The organism is Acinetobacter sp. CAU_H_S170_2 (assembly GCF_058890445.1).
In genome coordinates this window covers 2,696,723-2,709,836 of sequence record NZ_JBZYAE010000001.1, presented here as the reverse complement: position 1 = coordinate 2,709,836, position 13,114 = coordinate 2,696,723, and the positions used below count along the sequence as shown (strand labels likewise).

General features: G+C 42.9%; 16 protein-coding genes. 13 read left to right on the top strand and 3 right to left on the bottom strand.

What is annotated here, in order from left to right; translation table 11 throughout:
• Positions 1 to 167 precede the first annotated feature (167 nt).
• The 9 genes from rpe (at position 168) to AC5EUN_RS13275 (ending at position 7,071) form a co-directional block, all read left to right on the top strand.
• A complete protein-coding gene (gene rpe / locus AC5EUN_RS13315) occupies positions 168 to 854 on the top strand; it encodes a ribulose-phosphate 3-epimerase (protein ID WP_004694978.1) in 687 nt (228 codons plus the stop codon).
• Between the two features lie 430 nt (positions 855 to 1,284).
• The gene (locus tag AC5EUN_RS13310; protein WP_010325985.1) at positions 1,285 to 1,758 is read left to right on the top strand and encodes a hypothetical protein; all 474 of its coding nucleotides are present in this window, start codon (positions 1,285 to 1,287) and stop codon (positions 1,756 to 1,758) included.
• Positions 1,759 to 1,803: 45 nt separating this feature from the next.
• Positions 1,804 to 3,633: a copper resistance system multicopper oxidase gene (locus tag AC5EUN_RS13305; RefSeq protein WP_010325986.1), complete on the top strand. Its 1,830-nt coding sequence runs from the start codon at positions 1,804 to 1,806 to the stop codon at positions 3,631 to 3,633.
• Positions 3,620 to 3,913: a hypothetical protein gene (locus AC5EUN_RS13300; RefSeq protein ID WP_010325987.1), complete on the top strand. Its 294-nt coding sequence runs from the start codon at positions 3,620 to 3,622 to the stop codon at positions 3,911 to 3,913. The genes AC5EUN_RS13305 and AC5EUN_RS13300 overlap by 14 nt, the downstream gene beginning before the upstream one ends.
• Positions 3,900 to 4,826 carry a copper resistance protein B gene (locus AC5EUN_RS13295; RefSeq protein WP_010325988.1) on the top strand — a complete coding sequence of 309 codons (927 nt, stop codon included), beginning with the start codon at positions 3,900 to 3,902 and terminating at the stop codon, positions 4,824 to 4,826. Before AC5EUN_RS13300 ends, AC5EUN_RS13295 begins: the two co-directional genes overlap by 14 nt.
• A 233-nt stretch (positions 4,827 to 5,059) precedes the next feature.
• Positions 5,060 to 5,377, top strand: a complete 318-nt coding sequence (gene sugE, locus AC5EUN_RS13290; RefSeq protein WP_005400191.1) for a quaternary ammonium compound efflux SMR transporter SugE — start codon at positions 5,060 to 5,062, stop codon at positions 5,375 to 5,377.
• Positions 5,378 to 5,459: 82 nt separating this feature from the next.
• Positions 5,460 to 5,777: a quaternary ammonium compound efflux SMR transporter SugE gene (sugE, locus tag AC5EUN_RS13285; protein ID WP_010325989.1), complete on the top strand. Its 318-nt coding sequence runs from the start codon at positions 5,460 to 5,462 to the stop codon at positions 5,775 to 5,777.
• 33 nt (positions 5,778 to 5,810) lie between these two features.
• Positions 5,811 to 6,296, top strand: coding sequence for a methylated-DNA--[protein]-cysteine S-methyltransferase (locus AC5EUN_RS13280; RefSeq protein ID WP_010325990.1), 486 nt, complete (start codon positions 5,811 to 5,813; stop codon positions 6,294 to 6,296).
• Positions 6,297 to 6,417: 121 nt separating this feature from the next.
• Positions 6,418 to 7,071 (top strand): nuclease-related domain-containing protein, encoded by a 654-nt coding sequence (locus AC5EUN_RS13275; RefSeq protein ID WP_010325991.1) that lies wholly within the window; start codon positions 6,418 to 6,420, stop codon positions 7,069 to 7,071.
• A 116-nt stretch (positions 7,072 to 7,187) separates the two neighbouring features.
• Here the strand turns inward: AC5EUN_RS13275 and AC5EUN_RS13270 are convergent, their stop codons facing one another.
• Positions 7,188 to 7,955, bottom strand: coding sequence for a hydroxymethylpyrimidine/phosphomethylpyrimidine kinase (locus AC5EUN_RS13270; protein ID WP_010325992.1), 768 nt, complete (start codon positions 7,953 to 7,955; stop codon positions 7,188 to 7,190).
• 93 nt (positions 7,956 to 8,048) lie between these two features.
• Here AC5EUN_RS13270 and AC5EUN_RS13265 point away from each other — a divergent pair, with 93 nt between their 5' ends.
• Positions 8,049 to 8,693, top strand: a complete 645-nt coding sequence (locus AC5EUN_RS13265) for an HAD-IA family hydrolase (protein WP_493352377.1) — start codon at positions 8,049 to 8,051, stop codon at positions 8,691 to 8,693.
• A gap of 97 nt (positions 8,694 to 8,790) precedes the next feature.
• Here AC5EUN_RS13265 and AC5EUN_RS13260 read toward each other — a convergent pair whose 3' ends face one another.
• Together AC5EUN_RS13260 and AC5EUN_RS13255 are read right to left on the bottom strand one after the other, a co-directional pair.
• Positions 8,791 to 9,534, bottom strand: coding sequence for a sporulation protein (locus AC5EUN_RS13260; RefSeq protein WP_010325994.1), 744 nt, complete (start codon positions 9,532 to 9,534; stop codon positions 8,791 to 8,793).
• 84 nt (positions 9,535 to 9,618) lie between these two features.
• Positions 9,619 to 10,083, bottom strand: a complete 465-nt coding sequence (locus tag AC5EUN_RS13255) for an Lrp/AsnC ligand binding domain-containing protein (protein ID WP_004694947.1) — start codon at positions 10,081 to 10,083, stop codon at positions 9,619 to 9,621.
• A gap of 137 nt (positions 10,084 to 10,220) precedes the next feature.
• Between AC5EUN_RS13255 and AC5EUN_RS13250 the strand changes: the two genes are divergently transcribed.
• The 3 genes from AC5EUN_RS13250 to AC5EUN_RS13240 are packed head-to-tail and all read left to right on the top strand — an operon-like array spanning position 10,221 to position 13,011.
• Entirely contained in the window at positions 10,221 to 11,480 is a 1,260-nt protein-coding gene (locus AC5EUN_RS13250) for a D-amino acid dehydrogenase (RefSeq protein ID WP_004694945.1), read from the top strand.
• Between the two features lie 36 nt (positions 11,481 to 11,516).
• Positions 11,517 to 12,614, top strand: a complete 1,098-nt coding sequence (alr, locus tag AC5EUN_RS13245) for an alanine racemase (protein ID WP_010325995.1) — start codon at positions 11,517 to 11,519, stop codon at positions 12,612 to 12,614.
• A 37-nt stretch (positions 12,615 to 12,651) separates the two neighbouring features.
• Positions 12,652 to 13,011 (top strand): RidA family protein, encoded by a 360-nt coding sequence (locus AC5EUN_RS13240; RefSeq protein WP_004694941.1) that lies wholly within the window; start codon positions 12,652 to 12,654, stop codon positions 13,009 to 13,011.
• Positions 13,012 to 13,114: the final 103 nt, after the last annotated feature.

The window sequence follows — 13,114 nt, the reverse complement described above, 5'->3', positions numbered from 1 at the left end:
CGATTGATCTCTTACCATAACAGTTTCAAGTCAAATGAAAAGTTGAATGTTGCAACGCTACGTTGCAAATTTAGAAAGCTTAACGCTTTCTTTTTTCACAAGTCCCAGTTCAAAAGCTGAATTTGCTATAATGCCTTTATTCCCTTTTGTATAAGCCAGGTACACGCATGTCCAAGCCTTATTTAATTGCACCATCTATTCTCTCTGCTGACTTTGCCCGTTTAGGTGAAGACGTTGAACATGTACTTGCAGCAGGTGCAGACGTGGTTCACTTTGATGTGATGGATAACCACTATGTGCCAAACCTGACTTTTGGTGCGGGTATTTGTAAGGCCCTCAAGAACTACGGCATCAAAGCCCCAATTGATGTGCATTTGATGGTTAAACCTGTCGATCGCATGATTGGTGACTTCCTAGAAGCAGGCGCGGATATTATTACCTTTCATCCAGAAGCCTCTGACCATATCGACCGTTCTTTACAGTTGATTAAATCAGGCGGTGCAAAAGCTGGTTTGGTCTTTAACCCAGCAACGCCGTTACATTATTTAGATTATGTGCTGGATAAAGTCGATCAAATTTTGTTGATGAGTGTGAACCCAGGTTTTGGTGGTCAAAAATTTATTCCGATGACTTTAGATAAACTACGTGAAGCGCGCAAAATTATTGATGCTTCAGGGCGTGATATTCGTTTAGAAGTGGATGGTGGTGTGTCACCTGCAAATATTCGCGAGATTGCAGAAGCGGGTGCAGATATGTTTGTTGCGGGTTCAGCTATTTTTGGAAAACCAGATTATAAAGCTGTGATTGATGATATGCGTGCAGAGCTTGCAAAAGTGGGTGCGGTAAAGGTTTAAGCTCATAGGTATAAATGCTATACAGGTTGTGGATAACTTTATGGATAAACTGGTGGATATCTATGTTGATAACGATATGGATAACTTGATTAATGTTTAAACGTTTACATAGCAATGGTTTAGTATTTAGACGTTAAATGTATAAAAAGGACTCATTTGAGTCCTTTTTATGGTGTGAATGCCTGATTGTTACTGATGCTTTATTCATCTGTACTTAAAAATAGCACTGTTTAAAAAATAACTTTATTGTTTAAGTGTGCGTAGTGGCTAAACTGTCGTAGTAATTGAATTTAAATTTATAAACTTGTGTATAAAGCATTCTTTGCTTATCCTGTAGATTGGGATCAGCAACAAAAGATCAGGCATTTACATGCAAAGAGCGTTTTGTTGCGTTGAGATATCATTCTTCACTGACTAAATAGGATTGATTGTGCGTTCATTGCTCAAGACACATTCTTGGTTTGTCTTACTCATTACTTTGGTAATGGGGTGGAGTGGTATTGCCCAAGCTTCGGCAGCGCCGATGCATCAAATGATGCAACTAAGTATGCAGACTGCAACCAGTGAGCAAAGTTCAGCGCATGCAACAGGCAGGCAAAGCATGCCCGACTGTCATCAAACGAAATCATTGAGTCCAGTCTCTGGACATCAAATGCATATGGCTCAGACCGACATAACAGCGAAGAGCAACTGTCATGCTTCGGATATGCTGCAAAATAAGCAAGTTCAGTGTCAGGAGTGTGCACAGTATCACTGCCAAACAACGCTGACACTTTTAGAGGCTGAACTGCTTGCAGTGGTTCAGCTTGAAGCCGCTTTAGCACAATCATCCCCCCATTTTCGCTATCAAGCTCAACATTTAGTGGGCTATTGGCAAGAAATTCTACGTCCTCCCAAAGCCTAATCCTGATTTTTAAAACTTTATTTTTAAAATTATTAGGATTTAGTCATGTCTATTCAATTTAAACAAAGCCTCATCCTTGGGGTGTGTCTGATGTCATCTTCTTGGAGCTTTGCCGCAGTCAAAGAATACCAATTGGTGATTGATGAAAGTCCCGTCAATTTAACCGGCAAGTCGCTCAAGCGGATTAGTGTCAACGGACAGTTTCCAGCTCCCTTGCTTGAATTTGAGGAGGGCGATGATGCGGTCATTCGGGTTAAAAACAACCTCAAAAAACAGGATTCATCGATCCACTGGCATGGTTTGCTTTTGCCTGGGCTGATGGATGGTGTACCAGGTTTTAACGGGTTTAATGGTATTCAGCCGAAGAGCGAATTTGTCTATAAGTTCAAAGTGCGCCAAAGTGGCACCTATTGGTACCATGCGCATTCTAAAGGACAGGAACAAGATGGGCTGTATGGTGCATTGGTCATTTATCCCAAAGACAAAAAGCCTTTAGCTCAGCATGAAAAAGCAGAGCGTGATTATGTGGTGATGCTGTCGGACTTCCATGAGCAGAGCAGTGAACAAATTCAGAAGAATTTGAAGATTTCTGCAGAATATTATCAAAATCAGCGTGAAACCGTTGCTGACGTGTGGAAACAAGTACAGCGTGAGGGCTTAAAAGCCGCGTGGCAAGACCGTTCCATGTGGAACCAAATGCGCATGCTAAAAACGGATCTGTCGGATGTTACGGGTTATACCTTCCTCATTAATGGTAAAACGCCTGAGCAGAACTGGATAGGTATGTTTAAGCCGAACGAGAAGGTTCGGTTGCGTTTTATCAATGCCTCAGCCATGTCTTTTTTTGATATCCGTATTCCTCACTTAAAAATGACGGTAGTCAGTGCAGATGGTCAGCCTGTTAAACCCGTTCCTGTGGATGAGTTCAGGATTGGAACTGCTGAAACTTATGATGTGATTGTGGAACCGAAAGCAGGGCATTATCAAATTGAAGCAGAGTCGATTGACCGTTCAGGCTACGCCATTGGAACTTTACACAATGAGTTGACTCCAATGGCACAGAGTATAAATATGCCTGCGCCACGTCCACGCTCATTGTTGACCATGGAAGATATGGGACACGGCTCAGAACATTCAGGTATGGATCACTCAAAGATGAGTCATGAAGCGATGCCTGCAATGGATCACTCCAAAATGAACCCTGAAGCGATGCCTGAAATGGATCATGCGAAGATGAATCATGAGACCATGTCTGAGATGGATCATACACAGATGGGTCATGCGCAACATAATACGACAGCAAGTTCGGTACAGGAAGCTGTTACACCAGTGTATGGGTGGGCGAATGCCTCTACCCCTAAAGGTGATAAGGCATTGCAATATAGCGATCTGAAATCCTTAGAGCCGCAAAAAGATACCCGCGAGGCGACGAGCGAGTTAGTGATTCGTTTGGGTGGAACTATGGAGCGCTATTTGTGGACCATCAACGGGAAAAAATTTAGCGATGCTGAACCGTTGAAAGTGAAGTACGGCGAGCGTATTCGGATCAAATTTGTCAATGACAGCATGATGGCGCATCCGATGCATTTGCACGGTATGTTTATGCAACTGGAAAATGGACAAGCTGCCGTTGATATGCCGAATAAGCACACTTTGATTGTGCCACCGGGCAAAACAGTGACCGCTTTACTGACCGCAGATGAGTTAGGCGAATGGGCCATTCACTGTCATCTGCTGTACCACATGAGCTCAGGCATGATGAATAAACTGATTGTGGCCAATGTGAGTGATAGTCAAGTGTCAACCACCCCAATTCAAGAGCAAAAAACAGCAGCTCAAGCTGAACCAAAAGGAGATGAACATGCGCATCACTAATCTTTTTTCAGGTTTTACTTTAGCTCTTAGTGTCTTATTGAGTTCGTTAGCTATGGCTGCCGAATCTCATGCACAGCATGAAAAACAAAAAGCCAAATCTACAAGCCAAGTTCAGTCCAAAGATATGGCACATGAGCATCATCAGCATAGTGCCAATGAACATGCTCAGATGCTTAAACAGAAAACTGCGGTGGGTCAGTCTTCATCGGAGAAGCAAGTTCAGACTCAACCAAGCAAGCAGCCAAATGCTCAGAAAGGAGATCATCATGCGCACCATTAATCTTTTTTCAAAAAGCATATTGAGTAGTTCTTTGGTGTTGATGAGTGCTGCGACTATGGCGCATGAAGGGCATCATATGCCTGCTGAAGCAAGCGCAAATATCTCCATGACCACTGAGTCTGTGATGTCACAACATGCACAGCATCAGGCGATGACCATTCCAACTCAAGCTGCTCCACAGGCTAGCGCACAACATGTACAGCAGATGAATTATGATTCAACAGCACATACGCATGATCACCGCAAAGAGCACGGTGCGCAAATTTATGCGGTTACCACTGTCGATAACAAATGGTTGCTGAATGAAGACGGAGATGGTGGTGTAAAGTCTGAGTTTGAAACCCGTATCGGGACAGATGAAAACAAGCTGTTTATTAAAGTCCATGCGGATAAGCAGGAATCGCATAAGGCTGAGTATGATGCCAAAGTGCTGTATAGCCGTATGATCTCAGACTTTTGGGATGTACAGGCGGGTGCACGTTACCGAGCTGAAAAGGTGGAGCGTGAACAGCAGGGATGGGATACGGAAGAAAAAGTGGATGGGGTGCTTGGCCTACATGGTTTAGCGCCGTATTTCTTTGAAACCGATGCCTATGTATATGCTGGTGCAGACAACTATGCTGCGTTTAGTTTAGAAACTGAGCGGGACTTGTTACTGACCCAAAAGCTGATTTTCAAGCCTTATTTAGATCTGAACATTATTTTCAGTGATGACTCTAAATATGCCAAAAAATCGGGTCTCAGTAGTGCAGCCGTTGGTCTTGAGACACGTTATGAGATCAGCAAAAAAGTCATGCCTTATGTGGACATTGCCTATGAATATAGCAAAGGCAATGAAGCGACGGCTTGGCAAGCTGAAAGCGACGAAGAGAAAGGTTGGCAGTATGGAGTGGGTCTTCGCTTTAAGTTCTAAGTCGCACGTTTAGGTTTAAAGTGAATATCTGAGATTGCACCAAGGTTGTGCTGAAAGAGTGATCTGTTGGTATGGATCACTCTTTTTTGCGCTTTAATGATTTCTAAGTGTGAAAATAATTCATTTTGGTGCGCTCTTTGCTATAATTTAAGGCATATTTAGGAGGAACGACCTCCCTCATATTGAGAAAATTCGTCAGGACGGCCTGACTCTAGTGAAGAGGAGTCAGTAGCATGGCTTGGGTTTTTCTTATCTTTGCGGGTCTGTTTGAAATCGTTTGGGCATATTCAATGAAGCTGTCCGAAGGGTTTAGCAAACTCACACCCAGCATCATCACCATTGTGTTCATGATTTTAAGTTTTGGTTTACTGGCCTATGCAATGCGAACATTGCCGCTAGGGACCGCGTATACCATTTGGACAGGAATTGGTGCGATTGGATCTTTCTTGGTGGGGATTTTTATTTTAGGTGAGCCCGCAACGGCTATGCGGATGTTTGCTGCGGTGCTGATTGTATCGGGCCTGATTTTGATGAAACTCTCATCCAGCTAAATTCATTCAAATATGTAGAGCTTCAAGCGATCCTTCGTTTGAAGCTTTGTTGTTTCTGCTCTGAATAAAAGGTGTATTGCTTATGGCATGGGTGATTTTAATAGTTGCAGGTTTACTCGAAGTGGTTTGGGCCTATGCGATGAAAGTATCGGATGGTTTTACTAAACTGACGCCGAGTATTTTGACTCTTGTATTTATGGTGGCCAGTTTTGCATTGCTGTCTTATGCCATGAAGACCTTACCTTTGGGCACTGCCTATACCGTTTGGACAGGGATCGGCGCGATTGGTTCATTTTTGGTTGGTATTTTGATTTTGGGTGAACCTGCCAATGCCATGCGGATGCTCGCAGCGGTTTTAATCATTTCTGGGCTTGTACTGATGAAACTTTCATCGTCATAATATTGTATACATAGACAATTTTTGTGGTGAACCATGCGCTTATTTTTTAAATATATGCCATCTCCTGTCGGGGTACTGAGACTGGTGGCACATGATCAAGCCTTGGTTGCCGTATTGTGGGAAAATGAAAATCCCAAACGGGTACGTTTAGCTGAGCTGATCGAACACAATCAGCATCCGATTTTACTGGAAACTGAACGACAGTTGAGCGAGTATTTTGTGGCAAAACGTCAATGTTTTGATTTGCCTTTGGATTTTGCGGGGACAGATTTTCAGAAGCAAGTTTGGCAGGCTTTACTGCAAATTCCGTTTGGTGAAACCCGAAGCTATAAAGATATTGCGCTACAGATCGGCAATGTAAAAGCCGTTCGTGCAGTGGGTGCAGCCAATGGCAAAAATCCGATTTCAATTATTGCGCCGTGTCATCGGGTTGTGGGGGCGAATGGAAAATTGGTCGGCTTTGCAGGCGGTTTGGACAATAAAGATATTTTATTGAAACTTGAGAAAATTGCGAATTAAGCGTGTGTTTCGGAGTTTTTACGCTCGTATTTTAGTTTAATAATTTAAAAATAAGTACTTTGTTTTTTAATCTGTATTCTTTTGAAGAATCGTGTCTCTAACTCAAATAACGATGAATAATATGATAAGTCAAATTGTGGGGAATGTGTTTTCAGAACTGTGGTGGATGCTACTGATCTTGTTCGGGATCGGTCTTTTAAAAGCGTTTAAGCCCTATCTGAAAGGAAAATTCGGTGAGTTCGCAGTTCAAGCGCATGTGAAATTGTATTTGGATGAGCGTTATACTCTAATTAACGATGTGACTTTGCCTGATGAGCAGGGCGGAACGACTCAAATTGACCATATTGTATTGAGCCCCTTTGGTGTTTTTGTGATTGAAACCAAAAACTATAAGGGCTGGATTTTTGGTGGTGAGCGTCAAAAGATGTGGACGCAAAAAATTTATAAAAAGAGCTTTAAATTTCAAAATCCGCTGCATCAAAATTATAAACACGTCAAAGTGCTGCAAAGTGTGTTGCAAGATATTGTCGATGTAGATTATATCCATTCTGCTGTGGTGTTCATGTCTGAATGCGAGTTTAAAACTGCGATGCCCAGTACGGTATTTAAAGGTAAAGCATGGGTCGATTATATTAAGACCTTTAACACAGAAGTGATTCCAGCGATGAAACTGAAACGGATTCAGCTTCGGATTGAAAAAGAAGTGTTAGAAAAGTCATGGAAAACCAACCGTGAGCATGTGGCACATTTAAAACAACGTCATCAAGATAGTTAAATACCCCATTCCAAAGGTGACTGATTCATTTTGTGCCGAAAATAAAATCTAGAATTTAAAAAAAGCCAGTCTATTTCTTCATGGACTGGCTTTTATCTTTGTAGTTTTTTTCTAACTTAAAAACGCTTTGGAATTTTTTGACCGCCTTCAACAGGTGTTTCTGCCTGTTTTAATACGCCAAAGAGCCATGTTTCGGCATGATGTACTGCAACTTTAACACTGTCACCTTGCGCCAAACGACCTGCAATAAAACTCGCCAGCGAACAACCTGAACCGTGATATTCGCCTGCTAAACGCGGGCAGCGAGTTTCAGAAATGAGCTTGCCATTCACAAACAGGGCATTACGAATATAGTCAGGTGTGTCTTCATGACCACCTTTGACCAGTACCGCTTTGGCACCCATTTCAAACAGTTTTTGTGTTGCGGCATCTAAGTCATCGAGACCCGTTAACGCCCGTAATTCAACTGTATTTGGGGTAATAATGTCCGCCAATGGGATCAGCTCAACAAAGGCTTTGACTAAGGTGGCTTGATCACCCAATGAACCGCCACTGTTCGCCACTAAAACAGGGTCGAGCACATACTTGTACTCAGGATGTTCACGTAGAAACTCAGCCAGTGCTGCAATATTATCTGTGGTGCCTAACATGCCAGATTTTATGGCTTTAATTGGTAAATCTCCGACAACAGCGTGGGCCTGAGCTAACAGCAATTCTTTTGACGTCGCTTCAAAACCAAACACTTGTTGCGAGTTTTGAACAGTGAGTGCTGTACACGCAATGGCTGCATGCGCACCACTTTGACCAATCGCTTCGATATCGGCCTGTAAACCAGCACCACCTGAAGGGTCTAAACCAGAAAAGCACAGTACGGTTGCGCGCACAGAAATATCCTTGTTGCGAAAATTTGCGATAGTATAGGCAACTTTAGCAGAACTCTCGATAGTATTTTATTTAAAGCCCAAGAAGGATCAGCTGTGATTAAACATATTTTGCTAGATTTAGATGGAACCTTAACAGATCCGAAAGTTGGCATTACCACCAGTGCGCGTTATGGCTTGAACAAAGTCGGACACCCCATTGCTGAAGATCTAAACATTGACTGGATTATTGGGCCACCACTAAAAGCGTCTTTGGCAAAACTCTTAAATGTTACAGTGGACGATGTTTTGGCAGAGCAAGCTTTATTGGGCTATCGTGAGCGTTTTGCGGTGAAAGGTTTATATGAAAACCATTTATTTGCCGATGTTGAACCGACCTTAAATAAACTGACTGAGCAGGGCTATCATTTGTATTTGGCGACAGCAAAACCAGAAATCTATGCCCGTCAAATCTTAGAACATTTCAATTTACTGCAATACTTCGTGCATCCTTATGGCAGTGAGCTGAACGGTGAGCGCACCAATAAGGGAGATTTGATTGCTTATATTTTAGAAAAAGAGCAGTTAAACGCAGAAGAATGTCTGATGGTTGGTGATCGTGAGCATGACATTTTGGGTGCACGTCGTAACGGTATTGAAACCATTGCGGTGGAATACGGTTATGGTTCTGATCAAGAGTTGACGGAAGCAGCACCTAAAGCACGAATTAAAACCTTTGCCGAAGTCTTGGACTTGATTTAACGCAGACAGAATTTAATTCGGACAGGATTTAAATAACGCCTTTTTCGACTGCGCACGACTTTTCTATATTGAAACAGTCGTGCGCAGTGATTAAAAATTAAAGTCCTAACATGCGTCTAATTTCATTCGCTAACAGTGCAGGATTAGCCTGCTGATGGGGAATGGTAAGGCTGTTGAAGCCATCACCACGAAATTTACGATCCACTTCTAAAAGCACATGGGTTTGATGTTGCTCTGCCACAAAGGACACTTCAACTTCATTGATGCTGTTGAACAATTGCGTAGGTTTAAATTCAAGTTCTTGATAACAACCAATGCTCGAGTGGAAGCCGTTGCCACGTAGTTGACCTTTTTCAACATCGACGGTCATTAACTGAAAACCGCATTGCTGCATGGCTTGAATAAACGCTTGCATGGTCGGTGTCGGTAAAATTTGTAAATAGTCTTTGTCAGTTGCATCGAGCCCCCAGTCCACATCTAAATGTGTATGTAACCACACTCGGGTTTTATTGACGCGGCAAGGCACATCTGTAACTGGAGTTTCAAAGGGTAGTTGAATCGAAAAAGGAAATGCATGTGACTGATGGGCTTGTAACTCAAAAGCCCCGCTAATGTGCCATTCGGCAATACTTAACGCGCTATTGTACTCAGCATCGTCTGACTCAACCTCGGCTGTGGTCATGAGCCTTAAATAAATACCGTTGATAATTTTATTAGACGCGGCACCTTTAAAAATAACCTCACCCTGAATGGCTTGACCCGCTTGTGGTGCAGTGGTGTGTAGACGAGTATCCACTTGAATGCCTTGTAAGCCAAGGCTAGACATGAGTTTGTTAAACATGGTGCAGAACTTCCAATAGGGAATCGATAGGTTTTAAATATTTAAAGTGAATGCACTTTGAAGACGCATATTTTTAATAAGCTGTTAGCGAATGTCCAAATAAAAACTTTCTTTGACTTCTTCCATCACAATATAACTGTGCGATGACGCTGAAGAGGGGAGTTTTTTTAGTAAATCGCCCAATAGGCGTCGGTAGGCACTCATTTCTTTTAAACGGGCTTTGACTAAATAATCGAATTCACCTGAAATCAGATGGCATTCTAAAACCTCAGGGATTTCGACCAAGTCACGTGCCACTTGATCAAACACATCGCCAGACTTGGCTGACAGCTTAATCTCTAAAAACACCAATAAGTTTCGATCGACCAGTTGTGGATTGAGTCGTGCGTAGTAACCCATGATAATACCGTCCCGCTCTAAGCGTTTGACACGTTCTGAACAGGGTGTGGTTGAGAGGTTGACGCGAGAGGCCAATTCACTAATCGCAATTCGTCCATCGCGCTGCAAAATGTCTAAAATCTGCTGATCAATCCGATCTAATTTACGCATTATAAATTTCCTATGTTTAGAATTTTAGCGCGACAAAAATGGCGATTTACCTAGATTATAATATTAAAAACAGTGAAAAAAACTATTAACCTAAAAATATACTAGTGAAATAAACTAGTGTGTGTAAGGGATCAGTCATGCGTGTAATTGTCTTAGGTAGTGGTGTCATCGGTGTTGCAAGTGCGTATTACCTTGCACAACAAGGCGCAAGCGTTACGGTTTTAGACCGTCAAGCTGGTCCTGCTGAAGAAACTAGCTTTGGTAACGCAGGGCAAATCTCTCCAGGTTATTCTACACCGTGGGCTGCACCCGGTATTCCGTTTAAAGCCGTAAAGTGGATGTTCCAACATCATGCACCTTTAGCGATTAACATCGATGGTAGCATGTGGCAGTTGAACTGGATGGCGCAAATGTTGAAAAACTGCAATCCACAAAGTTATGCCATTAACAAAGAGCGTATGACGCGTGTTGCTGAATACAGCCGTGACTGCTTACGTGAACTGCGTAAAGAAACAGGCATTCACTATGAAAACCGTGCGAAAGGAACTTTGCAGGTTTTCCGTAATGAAGCACAACTAGATGCAGTACAACGTGACATCCAAGTATTAAAAGAATGTGGTGTCGACTACGAATTATTATTAAAAGATGACTTAGCCAAAGTCGAGCCAGCTTTAGCCTATGCCAAAGACAAACTGGTTGGTGGTTTACATCTACCGAATGATGAAACAGGTGACTGTTACTTATTTACCAACGCTTTGGCAAATCTTGCGAAAGACATGGGCGTAGAATTTAAATTTAACCAAAATGTTGAAAAACTTGTGGTTGAAGGGGATGAAATCAAAGGCGTGGTGGTTGATGGTCAAGTGCTTACAGCAGACCGTTATGTGCTTGCTTTTGGTAGTTATTCACGTGATTTCTTAAAACCATTGAATTTGAATTTGCCTGTGTACCCTGTCAAAGGCTACTCATTGACGATCCCAATTGTAGATCCTGCATTTGCACCGCAGTCTACGGTTCTTGATGAAACTTATAAAATTGCCATTACGCGTTTTGACCAACGTATCCGTGTGGGTGGTATGGCTGAACTGAGTGGTTTCAACCACGGTTTAAACCAAGACCGCCGTGCGACCTTGGAAATGGTGACTCAAGACTTATTCCCAGGTGGAAATTTAGCTGAAGCAAGTTTCTGGACGGGTTTACGTCCAATGACACCAGACTCTACGCCGATTATTGGTGCGACTCGTTTTAAAAACTTATTCTTGAATACAGGACATGGCACCCTGGGTTGGACCATGGCATGTGGTTCAGGCAAGCTCATTAGTGACTTGGTGATGAATCATCAACCAGACATCAGTACTGAAGGTCTATCGATTCAACGTTACCCTTCAGCAGCCTAATTCGTTTTAGGTCATATTGATTCAAGGAAGAAGAAAATGCCACGTCCAATTACTGCAGTGATTCATAGCCAATCATTGCAGCATAATTTAAATGTTGCTCGCACTAAAATGCCGAATAGCCAAGTCTATGCGGTGGTCAAAGCCAATGCCTATGGTCATGGGATTGAACGCGTCTATCAAGCGTTCAAATCTGCCGATGGTTTTGCGTTGCTCGATTTGGCAGAGGCGAAACGTATCCGTGCTTTGGGCTGGACAGGTCCAGTTCTGTTACTCGAAGGTATTTTCTCAGAGCAAGACCTATTTGACTGCCATGAGTTGGGCCTAAGCTTCAGTATTCATAGTGAATATCAACTCGAATGGTTAGCGCGTTTTCCTTTAGAGGCGCAGTTCGATGTTTATTTGAAAATGAACAGCGGCATGAACCGTTTAGGTTTCCGTCCAGAACAGTACCGTCAAGTGTGGCAGCAGCTTTCCAGCTTGCCTCAAGTTCAACGTTTGACTCATATGATGCATTTTTCGGATGCCGATGGTGAGCGTTTCGGACGTGAAGGCATTGCGCATCAATGTCAGTTATTTGATGCCATCATCCATGATCTACCGGGTGCACGTTCAGTCAGTAACAGTGCAGCGATCTTACGCCATGAACAGTTGCAGTCGGATGTGATCCGTAGCGGCATCATGCTCTATGGCAGCTCTCCAGATTATCCAAGCCACTCGATTCAAGACTGGGACTTGCAACCAGCCATGAGTTTGCGCAGTGAGCTGATTGCTATTCAGCAGTTAAAAGCAGGCGATAGCGTCGGTTATGGCTCAAAGTTCATTGCTGAAAGCGACATGCGTGTGGGTATTGTGGCTTGTGGTTATGCCGATGGTTATCAACGGATTACCGCAACAGGTACGCCTATTTTAGTCGATGGACAACGCAGTAGCTTGGTCGGACGTGTCAGCATGGACATGTTAGCAGTCGATTTATCTCACCTTCCAAATGCCCAAGTCGGCAGTGAAGTGGTGCTGTGGGGTACATCGAAACAGGGTGCTGTACTCAGCATTGATGAAGTCGCAGCAGGTTCAGGCACGATTGGCTATGAGCTGATGTGTGCTGTCACTGCACGTGTCAATTTTATCCAAGATTAAATTTTATTTTTATACAGTTTCATACAAGGAAAGACCTATGTCACATTCAGACATTCAAAAATTCAACACCAACGAAGTCATGAGTGCAGTCACTGTGTTTAATCAAGTGGTGTATTTGTCAGGGCAAGTGCCAAAAAATACCGACAATGATGTCGCAGGTCAGACCCGTGAAATTTTAGCAACAATTGATGAGCTTTTAGCTTTGGCAAATACAGATAAATCACGTTTGTTATCTGCTCAGCTTTACATCAAAAATCTCTCTGATTTCTCAACAGTCAATGCGATTTGGATTGATTGGATGAATGGTTGTGTAGCGCCTTCGCGTGCCACGATTCAGGCTGATTTGGTTAATCCAAACTGGTTGATCGAAATTGCAGTGACAGCTGCACAAAACTAATTTTTTTAAACTCTCCCCGTGTATATCAGCGCTTGGGTTTCAACCGAAGTGCTGATGAGCGTATAAATGCCGCCCGTTAGGATAACGAGCACTGTATGAACAT